Below are 19,168 nucleotides of genomic sequence, written 5' to 3' on the forward strand. Positions count from 1 at the left end.
CGTCCGGCCGCTGGTCAGTGCCAGCCGCACCGCTTCACGCCGAAACTCCGGCGTCGGTCTGTTCCCGTTTCCCATAGAACACCTCCTGGTTCCTCAGTTGGTGCTCTCAACATTTGCCGGGCAAGTCTAAATCAGGTCAGCATAAAGAAGCAGGCATCTTTCTTCGTCCCCCTCCCACCCCTCGCCGAACAACACCGCATCGTGGCCAAGGTCGATGCCCTGATGGCGCTTTGCGATCAGCTGGAAGCCAGCCTCTCCACCGCCACCAGAACCCGCTCCCGCCTCTTTGAGGCCCTGCTGCAGGAGGCCCTGGGCGGGGCGTCGGACAATCAGATCGAGGCCGCTGCATGAGTGATATCAAACTGGTTCGTATCGCCGCTGATGCCGTTACCGAACTGGCCGGAATCACAGACGCTGTCGAAAGATAGGTGCAAGCCATGTTTGAAAGAAGTCTCGAAGCTCTGCTCGCGGTCCGGTGACCTGCCCAAGTGGGCAAATCTTAAGCCCTGAGTCGGGCTCACGCTGGATAAAAGTTGGGCGCTAGGTCAGCGGAAAACCTCATGGACCAGCGCCGCAGCATTCGTGATGGAATTTGTGGTTCGGGGCGCCGAGCGCATGAAGCTGCAGATGGCGCACATGAAGCTGTCGCCCAGCTTCCCGTGAACTCAGTTGCACGTCGGCATGCCCGATGCCGCATCAGGCCGAAACCACGGGGCCGACCCGCCGCTGACAGTGTTCCATGCTGCCCGTGCCTGCATTGCCACGGGACCATCGGCATAAGCGGTCCAGAGCATCATGCCATCCGCATCGGCGCTTGCGTTCAGCGTGAACCCGACATCATCGAACAGGGTCGAGATTGACCGGAATTCAAACTGCGTAGGCCGCGCCCCCCGCAGCCGCGCCGCAAGATGCACCAGCAGCGTGGCCTGCAACGGCCCATGGACCACAAGCCCCGGATAGCCCTCGACCCCGCGCGCATAGGGGGCGTCATAATGGATGCGGTGGCCGTTGAAGGTCAGCGCGGAATAGCGGAACAGCAATGTGGCCGAGGCGTCCTGCAGCACCCGTATATCGCCATGGGGGGCGGGTTCGGGCGCGGTTGCGGGGGCGTCGGGCCGCGCCGCGCCGCGATAGACGATATCCTGACGTTCCTCCACCGCCAGCCTGCCTGCGGAGCGGATTTCATGGTCAACCGTCACGAAGCACAGCGTCCCGCTGCGCCCTTCCTTGATGGTCACATCGCGGATGGTTGACTGTCGCGACACGGTTTCCCCGATGCGGATATCGTCATGAAAGCGGAAGGAACCGCCCGCCCACATCCGTCGGGGCAGCGGCACCGGAGGCAGAAATCCCCCCCGCGCGGGATGCCCGTCAGGGCCCAGTTCGGCGGTGGGGGCAAGACTGGGGGCAAGGCAGAAATGGATCAGCAGCGGCGCCGCATCACCCGGGGCCACCGGTCCGGGCAGGTCCAGCGTGGCCCGGAACCGTTCGGCCAGCGCAGGCGTCATATCCTCTGACCGTGTTTCCGTGCGCCCGGTCCAGCGGCGCAGATGATCGGCATCAAGCTTTGTCATGTCTTTCTTCCGGGCAGGGCGGGAACGGGTCCGTAGGGGCGCGTCTCGCCCGCAAAAATCGCGGCGGGCGCGGGATAGCGGACCGGGCCGTTCGGCGTCTCGACCGTGATGCGGCGCAGATGCGGGTGCTCCGACAGCCCGGCCATGTCATTCAGTCGGGCAAAAGCCAAATCCGCCTTCAGCATCGCCGCCTTCGCCTCGGACAGGGTTCGCCGGGCAAATGCCGCCGCGACCAGCGCATCGGTTTCCTGGCGATTGGCCACCCGTGCGACATTGGTGGCAAAGCGCGGATCCCGGCCTAGATCGGGCGCATCAAGAAAATCCCCGGCCAGTTGCCGCCATTCCCGGTCGCTTTGCACCGCAATCAGGATCTCTGTGCCATCCTTGCAATCAAAGACGCCGTAAGGGGCAATGGACGGATGGGTCAGCCCGATCCGCTTCGGCGTCTTGCCGCCTTCATGGTTCAGCAGCGGCACCGTCAGCCAGTCAGCCATCACATCGAACATCGAAATCGAGATCTGCGCGCCCTGTCCGGTGATGCCACGACGGATCAGCGCCTCAAGGATCGCGGCATGAGCTGTGGCCCCGGTCGCGATATCGACAATAGAAATCCCGACCCGCGCGGCCCCGTCCGGCCCGCCGGTGACCGAGCATAGCCCGGATTCCGCCTGAATCAGCAGGTCATAGGCCTTGCGATCCGCCATCGGTCCGGTGTCCCCGTAGCCCGAGATCGAGCAAGTTATCAACTGTGGACATTCGCTCCTCAGTCGGTCAGGACCAAATCCCAGCCGCGCCAGCGCCCCCGGTTTCAAATTCTGTACCAGCACATCCGCCCCGGCCAGAAGCCCCGCCAGGATCGCCTTGTCGGCATCCTGCGACAGATCGGCCAGAACCGTTTCCTTGCCCCGGTTCAGCCAGACAAAATAGCTCGACTGCCCTTTGACGCTGTCATCATAGCCGCGCGCGAAATCCCCCCCGGGCCGCTCGATCTTGATGACGCGGGCGCCCGCATCGGCAAGCCTTGCGGTCGCAAAGGGCGCGGCCACGGCCTGTTCTATTGCGATAACGGTCAGTCCTTGCAGGGGAAGCATCAGAAACTCCGCGGCAGATCAAGCACATGCTCGGCCACATAGGATAGGATCAGGTTGGTCGAGATGGGTGCCACCTGATAAAGCCGAGTTTCGCGGAACTTGCGTTCCACATCATATTCCGATGCAAAACCAAAGCCGCCATGGAATTGCAGGCAGGCATTCGCCGCCTCCCAACTGGCCTTCGCCGCCAGATATTTGGCCATATTTGCCTGCGCCCCGCAATCCTGCCCTGCATCATAGCGGCGGCAGGCCTCAAAGCGCATCAGATTAGCGGCCTCCAGCTCGATAAAGGCCTCGGCAATGGGGAACTGCACCCCCTGATTCTGCCCGATGGGCCGGTCGAAGACCCTGCGTTCACGGACATAGCCGCAGATCTTTTCGGTGAACCAATACCCATCCCCGATACATTCGGCGGCGATCAGCGTGCGTTCGGCATTCAGCCCCGTCATGATGTAACGGAACCCCATGCCTTCCTCGCCGATCAGGTTTTCCGCCGGGATTTCCAGATTGTCGAAGAACAGTTCATTGGTTTCATGGTTGACCATGTTCAGGATCGGGCGGACCGTCATGCCCGAGGCAATGGCCTGTTTTATATCGACAAGGAAGATCGACAGCCCCTCGGATTTCCGCTTCACCTCGGCAAGCGGTGTCGTGCGGGCCAAGAGTATCATCAGGTCGGAATGCTGGACGCGGCTGATCCAGACCTTCTGACCGTTGATGACATAGCGATCCCCCTTCCTGACGGCGGTGGTCTTCAGGCGGGTTGTGTCGGTGCCGGTGGTGGGTTCGGTCACGGCCATGGATTGCAGGCGCAGCGCACCGCTGGCGATCCGGGGCAGGTATTTCTGCCGCTGTTCCTCGCTTCCATGCCGGACCAGCGTTGTCATGTTATACATCTGCCCGTGGCAGGCGCCGGAATTTCCGCCCGCGCGGTTGATTTCCTCCATGATGACCGAGGCTTCGGTCAGGCCAAGGCCCGAGCCGCCATAGTCCTCGGGGATCAGGGCCGCCATCCATCCCGCGCTTGTCAGTGCCTCGACAAACTCATCGGGATAGGCCCGTGCCTCATCGACCTTGCGGTGATATTCGGCTGGAAACCGGGCACAGAGGGCGCGGACCGCCTCGCGGATATCCTGATGGGCATAAGGATCGGTTGTTGAGTCTGGCATCGATTTCCCCACATTTTCCGCAGGTCTCAGCGTCGACACTTGCCAGGCATAAGTCAAATATGCCTTAGTTCTGGAAGTCATAACACTTGAATATGGGATTCATGGATCTTAGACAGCTGCGATACTTTCTTGAAATAGTGGAACAGGGTTCGATTTCACGGGCGGCAGCACGCCTGAACGTCGCCCAGCCCGCCTTGTCCATACATCTTCGAAACATGGAGCTGGACCTTGGGACTGAGTTGCTGATCCGTAGTCGTCAAGGTGTTCAGCCGACCGAGGCGGGCATGCTTCTGGTTCGTCATGCACGATTTGTGCTGAGCGAACAGTCCAAGGCAGAGGATGAGATACGGCAACTTGGGAAGGAACCATCCGGGGAAGTGCGGATCGGCCTGCCGGGAACCATCAGCGAAATCCTTACGATTCCGCTCATTGAGGCGATGACCCGAAAATTTCCCCGCATTCGCTTGACGATATCCGAGGCCATGAGCGGATTTGTTGCGGGCTGGCTTCGCGATGGAGAGATTGATCTGGCGATCCTCTACGTTCGGCCTTCGGATCAATCCATGGAAAGCGTGAAGCTTCTTGAAGAGGAACTTTTGGCTTTCAGTGCTCCTCAGGGCCTGACGGGTCAGGCCATTACCTTGGACGAGCTCGTGACCCGTCCCCTCATTCTTCCAAGCCGCGCGCATGGGCTGAGGCAGATGCTGGATCTGGCCTGCGAGGAGATGGCACAGGTGATCCAGCCCGTGATAGAGATTGATTCCTACAAGAATATCAAGGCACTGGTTTCCCGTGGCCTTGGGGTTTCGATACTGCCGCATCACGCCATTGCGGAAGATTGGCGCGCAGGGCGATTGTCGGCGGTCCCTATTTCACCCAGCATGAAGCGATCCGCCTATCTGGTCAGCCGGGCAAACGCGCGGCCCTCGCGTCTCGTCCGGATCGTCCGACAGGTATTGGAGGATGTAACACTGGAACTGATCGAGAGCGGTGAATGGGCCGGAGCCCGCCGCGTATAGAGGGCCGCCTCCCGCTCCGGCGACGTCAGATCAATCATCACGGGGCTGAGATCACCCAGTTTTTAAGGGAGCCGCCGCAGGCTTCATCGCCGCTGCACTATGAAATGCCTTTGGCTCCCCTGCCTTCAGTGAAGACATCACTGGCGATAAAGGATCATGCCAGCATGATACAGAACGCCATTAATGAAGTCACCGTCTGCGGTAAAACCGGTGTCATCCCAATATTCGATATGTGTTCCGGTCACTTCATAGCGTCCCTCATAGGCGCGCTCGCGTGTGCCGCGGGCCTCTACATACCTGCCGTTGGTCAGCAGTTCGTGTCGGATGCTACCGTCCTCGGTGACCCAGAGACCGACATAGGAGTGGCTGGCCTGCATTGCTGTTTCTCCGGCTGTCGCGACGGGTGCGATCAAGATTGCGGTAAGGAGGGCTGAAATCATGCGCATGAAGGGTTTGATCCTTTCCTGACCTGGATATCGAGGGATGTGCAGACGATGGGGTCCGACCCCACCGCCATGCGCGGGATATCAGTTGCCCGATGCTGTCGGGCGGATGGTGATTTCGGTGGTGTCGACACCCGTAGGGGCCTCGATCACCTGACGGACGGCGCGGGCAATGTCGACGGGCTGCAAAGCAATGGCGCGATAGGCATCCATGGCAGCCAAGGTCGGCGCGTGGGTGATGCTGGCGGCAAGATCACTTTCCACGACCCCCGGATTGACGCAGGTGACGCGGATCGCGGTGCTTTCCTGACGCAACCCGTCCGAGATGGCCCGGACTGCGAATTTCGTCGCGCAATAGACGGTGGCGGTGGGCACGACCGACAAGGCGCCGATAGACCCGATATTGATAATCTGGCCGCTGCCCTGCGCCTCCATCACCGGCAGCACCGCACCGATGCCCCAGAGGACGCCCTTGATATTAACATCCACCATGCGATCCCATTCGTCCAGCTTGCCGGCGGCAAGCGGTGACAGCGGCATGATGCCTGCGTTGTTCACCAGAACGTCGATGCGCCCCCAAAGCCCGATTGCGGCCTCTGCGAAATCAGCCATGGATTGACGGCGGGTGACATCCAGTTCCCGGGCCTCGGCGCTGCCGCCCGCATCGCGGATTTCGGCTGCAACTGCCTCGATGCGGTCCAGCCTGCGCGCGCCCAGCATGACCTTTGCACCGGCGCGTCCCAGTTCCCGGGCGATACCCTCGCCGATCCCACCCGAGGCCCCGGTGATCAGAATTGTCTTGTCCATCTTTCAATCCCCGATTCTGTGCGGGGAAAAGATGGACGCTTGCGACTGTCTTTGGTATCCATCCACTTCTGGACTTATTGGTTAGCATTTCTGGACAATGAAGATCGACCTCAACCTGCTGCCGCTTTTCCTCGCTGTCGCGGCAGAGCATAATTTCCGCGCGGCGGCGGACCGGCTGGGCGTGACGCGATCGGCCGTCAGTCAGGGGATGCAGCGGCTTGAAGATGCTTTGGGAACGGCGCTGTTCCTGCGCACGACCCGTTCCGTGCACCTGACCGAAGCGGGAGAGCGTCTTTTCGATGCCCTGTCCCGGCCCGTTTCCGACATCGCAATGGCGCTGGAGGGGGTGGCATCAGACGATGCGCCACGGGGGCTTTTGCGGATTGCCGTGACCTCGATTGCCGAGCAGTTTCTGTCGGGACCGCTCATTGCGTCCTTCGCGGCGGCCTGCCCCGGCGTGACGATTGATATCACCGTCACGGATGAAGAGTTTGATATCGTCGCCGCAGGCTATGATGCCGGTGTGCGGCTAGGTGAGGTAATCGCGCAGGACATGATCGCGATCCCGCTGACCGGTGACCAGCGCGAAACGGTTGTCGCCGCTCCGTCCTATCTTGCGGCCCATGGCACACCGGCGCATCCGCGTGATCTGGTGTATCATCGCTGCATCGGCTGGCGGCCCGCACCGGGTGCAGCCCCCTATCGCTGGGAATTTGAAGAAAACGGCATCCCGTTCGATGTCGCGGTCGATCCGCGGATCACCACCAACGATCTGCGCCTGATGCTGCGCACGGCACTTGCCGGTGGCGGCCTGACCTTTGCCCCGCAAGAGGTTTTTCAGCCCTTTCTGAATTCCGGTGAGCTTATCTCTGTGCTCGACGAATTCCTGCCGCCCTTTCCGGGTTTCTTCCTTTATTTTCCGCAGCGCCGGAACATGGCCCCGAAGCTGCGCGCCCTGATCGCGCATTTGCGGGCCTGGAACCGGCAGGCCGCGCTGCCGGTGATAACCGCAGAGGACGCGCCGCCCGCCGGCTGACAGGGCAGGGCCGGTCAGGGAAGGGGCGCTGCAGATATGCCCTGCCGGACGTGTCCTTCCAGATCGGCAAGGCTTGCCGTGAAAGCGCGCAGCAGCAGGCGGAGGCACTTCTCGGGATCAATGCCGATCGGACAGTAAGTCGCCACCATTGAAATTACGGCGCCATCGTCACGGGGCGTCACGCGCAGCGTTGCCTCATAGTGGGACACCGGCAGCGGGCCTTTGTCCAGCCGATAGCCAAGCACCCGCCGCCGGTCATCGCAAAACAGCAGGGTTTCGCAAAATTCCGCCCCCTCAATGCGGAAACGCCGGAAATCATCCTTGCTTTCGATGGGTTCTGCGCCGCCCAGCCAGTTCGCAATCCCCCCGAACTCCGCCAACACCGCCCAAAGGGCGGCGGCGGGCAGGTCGGTGCGAAGCTGTGCCTCAACCCGGTCGCGGGTCTCAGGCCCCACGCTGCCGGTCCGTCCAATAGGGATCGCGCAGGGTGCGACGGCTCAGCTTGCCAACAAGGGTCTTTGGCAGCGGGTCGGTCTGGAACAGCACGCAACCCGGTTTCTGATAGCTGCCCATCCGTTCGACCACCAGCTGCACGATCTCTTCTGCGCTGACAACGGCACCTTCGGCCACCTGACAGACGGCCATCGGCGTTTCCCCCCACTGGTCATGCGGAATGCCGAACACGGCCACCTCGATCACCTGCGGATGATCCGCAATCACGGTTTCCAGCTCGGCAGGCCAGATGTTCAGCCCGCCTGACACGATCATGTCATCCGACCTGTCCAGAACATAAAGATAGCCATTCTGGTCGATCCGCCCGATATCACCGGTACGGATCCAGTCCCCGAGCACTGTGCCCTTGGTCCGTTCTGGGTTGTTCCAGTATTCCGTCATCTGCGCCTCGACCTGCGTGTGGATCTCGCCCACCTCGCCTGCGGGTAGCACCGCGCCGCTTTCCACATCGCGCACCTGCAACCGCGCATAGGGCATCGCCCGCCCGGCCGAGCGCATCGGGGTGGAACCCTCGATCTGCGCGAACCATTCCTTCGGCGTCATCAGGGTTAGCGGTGTCGCCTCGGTCTGGCCGTAAACCTGGTGCAGCACATCGCCAAAGGCGCGGCGGCTGTCCTGAATCGTCGCATCGGTGATCGGGCCGCCCCCGGTCAGGATGCATGTCAGATCGGGAAAACGTCGGTCCGGCGTGCTGGGATGCCGCGCAAGGTTCAGCACCATCGAGGGGGCAAGGAACATATGCGTCACCCCGCCCCGTTCCATCATATCCAGCACCTCGACCACATCGAAATTGCGGATCAGAATATTCGTGCCGCCAACCAGCCATACCGGGATGACCATATAGCCCGCCGCATGGGAGATCGGCGCCGCATGGGCGATGACAGTATCCCAGTCGAGCGCAGGCAGACGGCAGAACCAGTTGCGGGAATTGGCAATCCAGCCGTGATGGGTATAGCCCACGCCCTTCGGCTGACCGCTGGTGCCCGAGGAATGGCGGATGATGAACCAGTCACCGGGGCTGACCTCGATCATCGGATCCCTGTCGGATTGCGCGGCAAGCCATGCCTCATAGCCGTCGTCGCGGATCACCACATGGTCAAGATCCGGCAGTTCCGCCTCGGCCCCGGCAATGCTGGCGGCATAATGGGCCTCGGCAAAAACCACCTTGCAGCCGGTATTGCGCATCATCGCCAGATGCGAGGCGCGGGAATTGCGGGCGTAGAGCGGCACGCGCACCGCCCCGGCAATCGCAGCCCCCAGATAAAGATCGACCGCGCCAAGGCTGTTATCCTCGACCGCCGCCACGCGGTCGCCGGGCCGGACCCCCAACGCGATCAACCCGTTGGCCACGCGCACGCCACGATCCCAGGCCTCGGCATAGGTCACATCGCGGCCCTCGAAACGGATCGCGCATCTGTCGCGGTTCATCTGCGCCGCCTGACGCATCAAGGACGGTACGTCCATCACTTTCTCCTCCCCTTCAGCATCCGGCCCCCCCTCCCGGGTGGCCCTGTCATGTTCCGGTGAACCGGGGCGGCCGCTTTTGCGTGAAGGCGGCAAGCCCCTCATTGCGGTCAAACGAGGCGTCATGCGCCTCGCAGATGTCGAGTTCCCGGGCAAGGGCCGCATCCAGCGCAAGATCCAGCCCGCCATCGACCATGGATTTCATCCGCTTCAGGCCCAGCGGGCTTTTGCGGGCCAGTTCGGCCACCAGCGCCGCGACGCCCGCCTGCAATCCTCCGGCGGGGGTGATGCGGTTCACCAGCCCCCATTGCTGCATGGTTACCGCATCATAGACCGCCCCGGTCATCATCATTTCCTTGGCGCGGCTTGCCCCGACAGCGCGCGGCAGCCGGACCGAGCCGCCACCGCCCGGCAACAGGCCGAAATTGGCATGGGCATCCCCGAAGCGCGCCGTTTCCTCGGCCACGACCAGATCGCAGGCCAGCGCGATTTCCAGCCCGCCTGCCACGCAGATGCCGTTGACAGCGGCGATCACAGGCAGGTCAAGCCCCGCAAGACGCCCCAGCACGCGTGAGATTTCACGGAAAAGCGGCGCACCCGATGTGAAGTCACCATCGGCGGCGCGCATTTCCGACAAATCGCCGCCTGCCGAAAAGGCCCGCCCCGCCCCGGTGATGACCAATGCGGCCGGGCGCTGGCCGGGCGTTTGGGGCAGCGCGTCCAGCGCATCTTCCAGCGCCCTTACCATGGCCATTCCGATCGGGTTCAGCGCCGCAGGCCGGTTCAGCACCAGCCACAGCGCTTCGCCGCGCCGCTCAGCCAGCAGGGCGGGATTGCTGTTCCCCGGCATCAGTAGGCCACGCAGACAGATTTGGTTTCGGTGTAAAGATCCAGCACCGCGCGCCCCATTTCGCGCCCGTGGCCCGACAGCTTGAACCCGCCAAAGGGCATCGCCGGATCCAGCATGTTGTGGCAATTGACCCAGACCGTGCCCGCCCGGATGCGCGGGGCAAGGCGGTTCACTGCAGTCAGGTTGTTCGACCAGATGCTTGCCGCCAGCCCATAGTCGGAATCATTCGCCAGTGCGACCGCCTCATCCGGATCGTCGAAGGGCAGCGCCACCAGCACCGGACCAAAGATCTCCTCCTGAACGACACGGGCCGATTGCGCCATGCCGGTCAGTACCGTGGGCTGATAAAAGAACCCCTCGCGATCCAGCCGCTGCCCGCCGGTGACGACGCTGGCCCCTTCGCTGCGCCCGATGTCCACATAACCCGCGACCGTTTCAAGCTGACGGTCTGAAACCAACGGCCCCATCTGGGTATCGGGATCCATGCCAGCGCCGATCCGCATACGCGCTGCCCGGGCGGCGACACCCTCTACGACCTCGTCAAAGCGTGACCGGTGGACATAAAGACGCGACCCGGCGGTGCAGGCCTGGCCCTGATTGGCAAAGATCGCCGCCGCCGCCCCGGCGATGGCCGCCTTCGCATCGGCATCCGGCAGCACGATGACGGGCGATTTTCCCCCCAGTTCCAGCGAGACTCGCGCCATGCGGTCAACCACCGAATGACCCACCTCGCGCCCCACCCCGGTCGAGCCGGTAAAGGCGATCTTGTCCACATCGGGGTGGCGCGACAGCGCCTGTCCCAGAACAGAGCCCCGACCGCAGATCACATTCACCACCCCATCGGGATAGCCCGCCTGCTGCACCAGTTCGCCCAGACGCAATGCGGTCAGCGGGGTTTCGCTGGCGGGTTTCAGAACCACGGTGCAGCCGGTCGCAAGGGCTGGCCCCAGCTTCCATGCCGCCATCATCAGTGGATAGTTCCAGGGAATGATCGCGCCGACCACGCCCACCGGTTCTCGCCGTGTATAGGCATGATAGCCCCCGTCGGCCGAACGGGGAAAGGACAGGTCCAGCGTGCTGCCCTCCAGCTTGGTGGCCCAGCCCGCGATATAGCGCAGATAATCCACCGCGCCCGGCACATCGACGCGCGATGACAGTTTCAGCGGCTTTCCGTTGTCCAGCGTTTCCAGCTCGGCGAATTCCCCTGCATGGGCCGCCAGCAGATCGGCCAGCCGGTGCAGCAGGCGCTCACGGTCGGTCGGGCTTAGGCGGGCCCAGTCGGGGTTTTCAAAGGCGCGGCGCGCGGCGGCCACGGCCTCATTCACATCTTCGGGTGTCCCGTCTGGCATTTCGGACAACCGCCTGCCATCGGCCGGGTTGATCACCGGGATCGTGCCGCCCCCTGACGCGCCGCGCCACTGACCGCCGATCAGCATCCTGCCCCGCAGCCGTTCAAGTGTCCCGGTCACCGTTGTCGAATTTCCGTCCTGCATCCGAATTCCCTTTCCTGTTCCCGATCCGCCGGTCAGCCCATATAGGTGCCGCCATCCACCGCCAGCGTCTGGCCGGTGACGAGCAGGCTTGCCTCGGACATCAGCCATGCGGCGGTGCCGGTCAGGTCATCGGGCCGCAGATTGGACTGGATCGACTGCATCCGCCGGATCGTCTCCAGCGCCTGATCCGCCTTGTCGGCAAAGAAATCCTGCGTGGCATCAGTCAGCACCGCCGAGGGGGCGATGGCATTGACGCGGATCCTGTCGCGCCCCAGTTCCCGCGCCAGGCCGCGTGTCAGCCCGGTCACTGCCGCCTTGGATGTGGTGTAATGCAGCACATAAGGCGTGCCATAAGAGGCTGCGAGCGAGGAGATGTTGATAATCGAACCCCCGCCTGCCGCCTTCATATGCGGCACCACTGCCTTGCAAGCATTCCAGATACCTTTGACGTTCACCGCCATGGCAGCGTCCCAGTCGCTTTCCAGCAGGGTATCGAACCGTCCGCCCTTCAAGGTGCCGTAAAGGGCCGCGTTGTTGATCAGCCCGTCGATGCGGCCATAGGCCTGCATCGCCGCATCGGCCATCGCTTTGCAAGAGTCCATCTGCGTCACGTCGAGCCCTGCCGCAATGGCCTTTCCCCCGGCTGCCGCCGCGAGATCCACCGTTGCGCTGCAATCGGACAGATCAGCGGCGACCATCCGCGCACCGAACCCCGCCAGCGCCGTCACATAGGCCTGCCCGATCCCGCGCGCTGCGCCGGTGACGCAGATCACCTTTCCTGAAAGGTCCATCGCCTTGCCTCCATGTAGTAACTTTATAGTTATTACAGTAACCATACAGTCACACTTTGCAAGTGCAAAGTTAGTGATGCCGGGTCATTCTGGGCAAAACCTGGGCCATGCCGTGCTGCAGCGGCCTTGCAGCCGCGCAGCATGCAGCGTGACGCAACGCGCCTCGCAAGGCTCTGCCTTGCTGTTTTGCCGATTGAGGTTCAGGGATTGATCGGGCTGCTGCCAATCGGATCAGGCAGGGTTTCCCCGCCCTGTTCCGCATGCCTGTTTCAGGGGCCGCGGGCGGGGCATTTCAGGTCCGTATCTGACGATTTGCGCATAAAGGCGCAGATCAGCGGCTGGCAATGCCGTTCATGAAAATGCGGCTGACCTGCTCGGCGATCTGGTCGCTGGAAAACTCACCCTCGGGCGAAAACCAGCTTGGGATCCAGTTGATCGCGCCCATGAAGGAAAAGATCAGCAGTTTCGGGCTTTCGCTGGCGACAGTGCCATCGGCAATGCCCTGCTCGATCAGGGCGCGCAGGCGGCGGTCAATACGGTCACGGCCCTGCACCACCTCATCCCGCTGGTCCGGCAGCAGCGAATCGATCTCGACCATGGCACCGCCGGCAAGGTTGCTTTCCAGATAGCTTTTGATGAATTCCCGCAGGAAACAATGCAGTCTTTCCGCGGCGGTCCCTTCCAGTTCGGCGGCGCGGGCCAAGGCCTGATCGCCGATCTTGTTGGAATGCTTGAAACATTCGTAAAGGACTTCATCCTTGCTCTTGACATAGCGATATAGCGCGCCCTTGGTCACGCCCAAGGCGGCTGCGATGTCATCCATCGAGGTGGCATGATATCCGCGCTTGCGGAATTCGGCAGCTGCCTGCCCGATCAAAGCCTCTTTCTTGCGAAGCCGGATCTCTTCCTTGCTGAGCTTGACATCATTCCAGGCAGCCATGCATCACATTCCCTGTTGTGCAGTCTTTGCAGGCCTGTCATCTCATCCAGAGCTTCCCGCGATGAGAATGGTCCCGACCGCCGCCAGTCTATCAGGACAGTTCAGCAATAACCATACGTTTTTGATCATGAACCTAGGGTCACGAATCTTGCGAATCTTCCAGCAATCCGGCCCGCAGGATGGTTTTCAAAACTTTGCCATAGGCGCTTTTAGGAAGCTCGTCGATAAAGACATAATGCTTGGGCCTTTTGAAGCGGGCAATCGCATCCAGACACAACCGGTCCAGCGCAGCTGGGTCGGGGCAGTTGTCAGGGGCCGCTACGATAAAGGCAACCGGTTCTTCACCCCAGTCGGGATGGCGGCGCCCGACGACCGAGACTTCCCGAACTCCGGGATGGGTCAACAGGATTTCCTCGATTTCGCGGGGATAGATATTGGTGCCGCCTGAGATGATCATATCCTTGGACCGGTCCTTAAGCGTCACATATCCATCGGCATCGAATGTGCCGATGTCGCCAGTATGCAGCCAGCCATCGCGCAGGGTTTCTGCCGTGGCTGTGGGGTTGTTCCAGTAGCCCAGCATCACGGCGTCGCTGCGGAACAGCACCTCGCCCGTTTCACCCGGGGGCATTTCGTGGCCCTTGTCATCCATGATACGCAGGCCAACGCCGGTGCGCGCCCGCCCCGTGCTGGCCAGTCGGGCCTCGAACCGGGGATGGCCGCTGTCGGCATGGTCGGCTTTGCTCAGCCCCGCGCCGGTCATGGGCGATTCGCCCTGACCATAGACCTGATAGAAACAGGGCCCGAAGGCCGAGAGGGCGCGTTTCATGTCTTCCAGATACATCGGGGCACCGCCGTAATAGATCGTGCGGAAGCTGTCCGTCCGGCAACTGCGCGCCCGGGGATGTGCCACCATCCGCATCAGCATCGTCGGCGCGGCAAAGAACGTCAGGGCCGTATGCTGCTCGGTCAGATCGAACAGTTCATCCGCATCGAAGCCGCGTGAGGGCGGCACGATGATATGGCTGCCCTTCATCATGTGCGGCAGGCCATAAAGACCGCCGCCATGCGAGATGGGCGCGGCATGGACATAGCTGTCACGCGGGTCGACCTGATCAATATCGGCATAATAGAGCAGCGACATCATCATCAGGTTGCGGTGCGACAGGGTGGCGCCTTTGGGCGTGCCGGTCGTGCCGCTGGTGTAGAATATCCAGGCCGGATCCTGTGGATCGCGCGGCTGCATTGCGACCGGATCACCGCCACGCAGCCGCGAAATTTCGCCACCCTCGACGTCGATCAGATGGGTCAGCGCCGGGGCGGCTTGACGCAGCACCTCAATCCCCGTCGCCAATGCGGTGTCGGCGAAACAGATTGCCGCTCCGCAATCTTTCAGGATGTGGATCATCTCACGCGGGTGCAGCTTGGCGTTGATCGGTACCACGCACAGCCCGGCATGCCAGCACGCCAGCTTGATCTCGACATATTCGGGCGCGTTCTTCATCGCGAGACCGACACGATCACCAGGCCGTGCGCCCAGTCTGGCCTGCAGTGCCCCGGCCAGTGCTGCGACACGCCCGGCTAGGGCACCGTAACTGGCCACCGGATGGTCACCCAACGACAGTGCGGGCAGATCGTGGTGCAGCTGGGCCAGTGGTTTCAGGAAAGATACGATGTTCAATGAAAACTCCCTGGATTGACGCTCAGAACATCTGGTTAGGCAGAAACAGGGTGATTGACGGAAAGGCAATCAGCAGTGCCAGCGTCACAATCTCCATGATCAGAAAAGGCGTGATGCCACCGAACAGGCTGCTCGCACGCACCGTCCCGTTCGAAGCCCCCACCACTGCAAAAAGGTTGAGCCCCACAGGCGGCGTGATTGCCCCGATCTCAATCAGTTTGATCACGATGACGCCGAACCAGATCGGATCCACCCCTAGGTTCATTGCTACCGGATGCACGAAGGGGATGGTCATGACCATCATCGACAGCCCGTCCAGAAAGGCGCCCAGCACGACATAAAGCACCACGATCCCAAAGAGGAACACCGGCACTGTCAATCCGGTCGCACTGGTGAAAGATGAGACCGAGCTGATGAAACCCGAAATCAGCAGGAAACGCGACAACAGCAACCCGCCGATGATAATTGTGAACAGCGCCGCTGTCATGATCACGGCATCACGCAGCGCTGTGAGAAAGGCCTTGCCTGACAGCCGCCCGCGCAGGACCCCGATCAGCAGCGCCCCAGCCGCTCCGGCCGCCCCGGCGGTCGAGGGAAACATGATGCCGGAATAGATGCCGCCCATCACGATCACGGCCAGCAGGATCGTGGCCCATGTGCCGCGCAGGCTGTCCAGTTTTTCCGACAGGGTGTATCGCTGCACCTCGTAAGGGGCGGCGTCTTTGCGAAGATGCAGCAGGATGCGGATACCCACAAGATAGACGCCGATTGTCAGCAATCCCGGCAAAAGCCCCGCCATCAGCAGCGCGCCGACGCTCTGGTTCACCAGAAGCGCATAAATGACCATGGCAACCGAGGGGGGGATGAGCGCAGCAAAGGTGCCTGCCGCGCAAATGCAGCCCGCGCTCAAGGCGACAGAATAGCCATAGCGCCGCATTTCGGGCAGGGCAATCTGGGTAAACAAGGCTGCACTGACCACAGTGGACCCACTGATGGCGCCGAAGGCACCCGAGGCCAGGGTGGTGGCGTAGTAGAGCCCGCCGCGCAGACCACCGGTCCATTTATGCGCGGCGTTGTAAAGCTCGGCCGTGACCCCGGTGCAGGCGGTAATCGCCCCCATCAGAATGAACATCGGAATGACGACGAAGGTGAAATCGGTAGCTAACGCATAGGGGAGCGACTCCGCAGTGGTCAACATGAAGGGTAGGCCGACCGTGGCATAGGTGCCCGCCAGCGCCACAACGGCCATCGCGACGCCGACATGCAGGCCCGCCGCCAGAAGGACCAGCAGAGCGGCAATCGCAAATAGCCCGATGAAAAGCGGATCCATCAGGGCGCCTCCGCTTCGGACTGCGGGGCCGGGGGACCACCCAGACCCTGACGCAGGCATTCCAGCGCGGTCACCGCCATCAGCAGCGCCACCGCCATCTTGAACGGCCAGACGGGAAAGCGGATCAGCGCCGCGGCAGTTTCGGAAATCTGGAAGGCTGCAAGAGCCGAGACGGATGCGCGCCATGCCAGCAGCGCAAAGACAGCCGCCGCCAGCAGATGTGCCACGGCCCGTAGGATGCCGCGCGGACCGAGCGGCATATGGGTGGTGAAAAGATCGACCCCGATCTGCCGGTCGGCGCGGAAGGCCAGCGCGATTCCCGAAAAAACCAAAACCGAAAGGATCACTTCGGAAAATTCGCGCGCCGACGGCAGTGCGCGACCCATCCCATAGGTGCCCAGCACATCCGCCGCTCCAATCAGCATCAACAGCGCGATGGCTCCATAAGCAACCCATGCTACCCCGTCCAGCACCATCACCCAAAGCTCCAGCGCCTGTCTTGTCGTCTGTCGCATCCACCTCTCCCCCAGTTTGCCACGGCCGCTGTTTACTGCGCTGTGGCTATGGTCTGGCGCACGGTTTCTGCCACTTCTGCCGCCTCAGCGCCCAGACCCCGGGTCTCCATCTGGGCCTTCCAGACCGCAATGAAGTCGGGCACCGTCTCAGCCAGAAGTTCGATTTCGGTGAAAGTTACTTCCGTCATTCCGGCGGCCAGCATCGCGGCCTTGGCATCCGCTGCGGCCTGATAAACTGCGTCGCGTTCGCGGGCTGAGGCCTCTTCGGTGACTTCGAGGATCAGGTCGCGCACCTCCTCGGGCCAACTGTTCCAAGTTTGCGCGCTGACAAAAGTGGTCCACGCGCTGATCGCACCGAAATTCACCGAGTTGAAATAGCGTGCCACCTCATGCAGGCGCGATCCATAGGCGAAATCGGCCGAGATATAGATGCAGTCAACATTGCCGCGCTGCAGACCCTCATACATCTCGGGCGCCAGCACCGTCACGCCGGTCGCCCCCAACGCATCCCACATCATCGGGACATACTCACCGAAGCTGCGCAGTTTGGCGCCTTTGAAGTCGGCTACGGTGGCAATGGGTTTGTTGCACATCAGATGATAGGTCGGCAGGCTGTGCCACAGCAGCGGAACCACACCAGCCGCATCGGATTCCGCGGCCACTGGAGGAAGTTCGGCCAGCTTGTCCGCTACGACCTGCGCCACACGATTGTCCGGAAGAACCATTGGCAGTTGACTGATGTTGGCCAGTGGATAGTTCGAGGTGTAATAGCCGATGCTGGTCGCGCCGAAATCAATGGCGCCACTACCGACCAGTTGCAGTATCTCGGTCGACTTGCCCAGCGATTGCGACCAGAAGAATTCGATCTTGATCTGTCCGCCGCTGCGACGCTCGATCTCTTCGGCCCACCACTGATCGACCTGCGATTGCGGCAGGTCCGATGAGACATAGGTTGCAAAGCGCAGGTTCAGCGCCGGATAATCCTGCGCCGCAGCCGTTCCGGCCAGAAAAGTCGCGCCCAGCAGAGCGCCGATAAGCCGTGTCATTCGTTGTTCCTCCCGTTCTTATATCCTGCCGGACGATGGCGGGCACCGGTCCGACTCCTCCTCACAAAGTCAGATCTGGTCAGGCGCCGGGGCAGCCCAGAATTGTGATCAGCACCACCGCCTCCTCATTGCGGTGGAAGCCGCCGCCATTTTCAGCCAGCGCGAAACGCGCACCCTCTACCTGTCGCTGGCCCGCCTCGCCGCGCAGCTGGGTAACCAGTTCGTGGATTTGGGCCAAACCGGTCGCACCGATCGGATGGCCACGACATTCCAGCCCGCCCGAGGTGTTAATCGGAATGCGTCCACCCACAGTGGTTTCGCCCCGTTCTGCCGCAAATCCGCCCTGCCCGTATTCGAAGAACCCCATGTGCTCGGATTGCTGCACCTCGGCAAAGGCACTGGCGTCATGCAGTTCGGCCAAGTCGATATCCTGCGGCGAAAGACCCGCCATGTCATAGGCGCGCAATGCACCCAGCCGGCAGATCTGCTGATCAAGCTGTTCGGGTTCGCGGTTGGTGCCGCCGCCAACGACGCTGGCCCTTATTGCGACCGCACGGCCCGATGCGCCCGGTTCCAGACCCAGCTTGCGCAACCCCTCTTCATTGCAGATCACCGCCGCCGCAGCGCCATCGCTGATCGGCGCGCACATGGCCAGCGTCAGCGGATAGGTGATCATGCGCGATGCCAACACTTCGTCAACGCTCATGGGCATCTGGTACTGCGCCAGCGGGTTGTGTTGCGAGTGGTTGTGATTCTTGGAGGCGATAGCCGCCAGATGCCGTTCGGTCGTGCCATAGGTTTTCATGTGATAGCGCGCCAGACTGGCATAGACATCCATGAATAGGCTGCGTTGCTCGGCTTCGGCCATGCGATCTGCCGGAACGTCAAGACCAGCACCCAGATAGGCCAGACCTTCGGCCGTCTCGTCGGCCATAGTTACATCCCAAGCGCCGTCAAAGACATTGAAACCCTTGATCTTGTCCGCGCTCATCCGCTCGGCACCGACAGCCAGTGTGATATCGGCCAGCCCTGCCTTCACATGGGCAAATGCCGCGTTCAGCGCCGTACTGGAACTGGCACAGGCGTTCTCGATGTTTGTGACGGGCGTCCGCTCGAACCCCATGGCCCGCAGAGCTACCTGCCCCGGGACCATATGCTGCCCCTCCATGAAGGATTGCGACACATTGCCGAAAAAGGCGGCGTCGATATCGGTATCCGTGGCACCACAATCCTGCAGCGCGGCCGTCACGGCGGTCCGGGTCAAAGACTTGATCGTCTGATCCTTGAAGCGTCCGAACCGGCTCATGCCGATTCCCACGATATAGGCGTTTGACATGGTGAGTCCTCCAGATCGTGTCGCGCCACGTCACGGTGGCCGAAAAAATGGGTTCTTGTCGCCCGTCACT

The 19,168-nt window shown here is 62.0% G+C and carries 19 protein-coding genes; 3 read left to right on the forward strand and 16 right to left on the reverse strand.

Features of this window, described 5'->3' with window-relative positions:
- A partial coding sequence (locus JL811_RS20035) for a hypothetical protein (RefSeq protein ID WP_475636556.1) occupies positions 1–351 on the forward strand: 351 nt, incomplete at its 5' end.
- A 314-nt stretch (positions 352–665) separates the two neighbouring features.
- Here JL811_RS20035 and JL811_RS17970 read toward each other — a convergent pair.
- The 3 genes from JL811_RS17970 to JL811_RS17980 are packed head-to-tail and all read right to left on the reverse strand — an operon-like array spanning position 666 to position 3,834.
- A complete protein-coding gene (locus JL811_RS17970; RefSeq protein WP_202690096.1) occupies positions 666–1,574 on the reverse strand; it encodes an HTD2 family dehydratase in 909 nt (302 codons plus the stop codon).
- Positions 1,571–2,665 carry a CaiB/BaiF CoA transferase family protein gene (locus JL811_RS17975; RefSeq protein ID WP_202690097.1) on the reverse strand — a complete coding sequence of 365 codons (1,095 nt, stop codon included), beginning with the start codon at positions 2,663–2,665 and terminating at the stop codon, positions 1,571–1,573. The genes JL811_RS17970 and JL811_RS17975 overlap by 4 nt, the downstream gene beginning before the upstream one ends.
- Positions 2,665–3,834: an acyl-CoA dehydrogenase family protein gene (locus tag JL811_RS17980; RefSeq protein WP_202690098.1), complete on the reverse strand. Its 1,170-nt coding sequence runs from the start codon at positions 3,832–3,834 to the stop codon at positions 2,665–2,667. Before JL811_RS17980 ends, JL811_RS17975 begins: the two co-directional genes overlap by 1 nt.
- Positions 3,835–3,935: 101 nt before the next feature.
- Between JL811_RS17980 and JL811_RS17985 the strand changes: the two genes are divergently transcribed.
- Positions 3,936–4,853, forward strand: a complete 918-nt coding sequence (locus tag JL811_RS17985) for a LysR family transcriptional regulator (protein WP_202690099.1) — start codon at positions 3,936–3,938, stop codon at positions 4,851–4,853.
- Between the two features lie 137 nt (positions 4,854–4,990).
- On the opposite strand, the gene JL811_RS17990 is transcribed toward JL811_RS17985, so the two are convergent.
- Both JL811_RS17990 and JL811_RS17995 read right to left on the reverse strand, forming a co-directional pair.
- Positions 4,991–5,299 carry an Atu4866 domain-containing protein gene (locus tag JL811_RS17990; RefSeq protein WP_237685057.1) on the reverse strand — a complete coding sequence of 103 codons (309 nt, stop codon included), beginning with the start codon at positions 5,297–5,299 and terminating at the stop codon, positions 4,991–4,993.
- Positions 5,300–5,380: 81 nt separating this feature from the next.
- A complete protein-coding gene (locus JL811_RS17995) occupies positions 5,381–6,103 on the reverse strand; it encodes an SDR family oxidoreductase (protein WP_202690100.1) in 723 nt (240 codons plus the stop codon).
- Between the two features lie 97 nt (positions 6,104–6,200).
- Between JL811_RS17995 and JL811_RS18000 the strand changes: the two genes are divergently transcribed.
- Positions 6,201–7,139, forward strand: a complete 939-nt coding sequence (locus JL811_RS18000; RefSeq protein ID WP_237685058.1) for a LysR family transcriptional regulator — start codon at positions 6,201–6,203, stop codon at positions 7,137–7,139.
- A gap of 14 nt (positions 7,140–7,153) precedes the next feature.
- Here JL811_RS18000 and JL811_RS18005 read toward each other — a convergent pair whose 3' ends face one another.
- From JL811_RS18005 to JL811_RS18055, 11 genes are all read right to left on the reverse strand, one after another.
- Complete coding sequence (locus tag JL811_RS18005) at positions 7,154–7,594, reverse strand: SRPBCC family protein (protein ID WP_202690101.1); 441 nt, start codon at positions 7,592–7,594, stop codon at positions 7,154–7,156.
- Positions 7,584–9,116 carry a class I adenylate-forming enzyme family protein gene (locus JL811_RS18010; RefSeq protein ID WP_202690102.1) on the reverse strand — a complete coding sequence of 511 codons (1,533 nt, stop codon included), beginning with the start codon at positions 9,114–9,116 and terminating at the stop codon, positions 7,584–7,586. The genes JL811_RS18005 and JL811_RS18010 overlap by 11 nt, the downstream gene beginning before the upstream one ends.
- A gap of 49 nt (positions 9,117–9,165) precedes the next feature.
- The gene (locus JL811_RS18015) at positions 9,166–9,966 is read right to left on the reverse strand and encodes an enoyl-CoA hydratase/isomerase family protein (RefSeq protein WP_202690103.1); all 801 of its coding nucleotides are present in this window, start codon (positions 9,964–9,966) and stop codon (positions 9,166–9,168) included.
- Complete coding sequence (locus JL811_RS18020; RefSeq protein WP_202690104.1) at positions 9,966–11,459, reverse strand: aldehyde dehydrogenase family protein; 1,494 nt, start codon at positions 11,457–11,459, stop codon at positions 9,966–9,968. Before JL811_RS18020 ends, JL811_RS18015 begins: the two co-directional genes overlap by 1 nt.
- A gap of 32 nt (positions 11,460–11,491) precedes the next feature.
- Positions 11,492–12,250: an SDR family NAD(P)-dependent oxidoreductase gene (locus JL811_RS18025; RefSeq protein WP_202690105.1), complete on the reverse strand. Its 759-nt coding sequence runs from the start codon at positions 12,248–12,250 to the stop codon at positions 11,492–11,494.
- 331 nt (positions 12,251–12,581) lie between these two features.
- On the reverse strand, positions 12,582–13,190 hold the full coding sequence (locus tag JL811_RS18030; protein WP_202690106.1) for a TetR/AcrR family transcriptional regulator: 609 nt from the start codon (positions 13,188–13,190) through the stop codon (positions 12,582–12,584).
- Between the two features lie 139 nt (positions 13,191–13,329).
- Positions 13,330–14,871, reverse strand: a complete 1,542-nt coding sequence (locus tag JL811_RS18035; RefSeq protein ID WP_202690107.1) for an AMP-binding protein — start codon at positions 14,869–14,871, stop codon at positions 13,330–13,332.
- Positions 14,872–14,893: 22 nt separating this feature from the next.
- Positions 14,894–16,201 carry a TRAP transporter large permease gene (locus tag JL811_RS18040; protein WP_202690108.1) on the reverse strand — a complete coding sequence of 436 codons (1,308 nt, stop codon included), beginning with the start codon at positions 16,199–16,201 and terminating at the stop codon, positions 14,894–14,896.
- Positions 16,201–16,716 (reverse strand): TRAP transporter small permease, encoded by a 516-nt coding sequence (locus tag JL811_RS18045; RefSeq protein ID WP_202690109.1) that lies wholly within the window; start codon positions 16,714–16,716, stop codon positions 16,201–16,203. The genes JL811_RS18040 and JL811_RS18045 overlap by 1 nt, the downstream gene beginning before the upstream one ends.
- A gap of 32 nt (positions 16,717–16,748) precedes the next feature.
- The gene (locus JL811_RS18050; RefSeq protein WP_202690110.1) at positions 16,749–17,762 is read right to left on the reverse strand and encodes a C4-dicarboxylate TRAP transporter substrate-binding protein; all 1,014 of its coding nucleotides are present in this window, start codon (positions 17,760–17,762) and stop codon (positions 16,749–16,751) included.
- A gap of 79 nt (positions 17,763–17,841) precedes the next feature.
- A complete protein-coding gene (locus JL811_RS18055) occupies positions 17,842–19,098 on the reverse strand; it encodes a thiolase family protein (protein WP_202690111.1) in 1,257 nt (418 codons plus the stop codon).
- Between the last annotated feature and the right edge of the window lie 70 nt (positions 19,099–19,168).

This window comes from Szabonella alba (assembly GCF_016765775.1).
Taxonomy (GTDB): Bacteria; Pseudomonadota; Alphaproteobacteria; order Rhodobacterales; family Rhodobacteraceae; genus Szabonella; species Szabonella alba.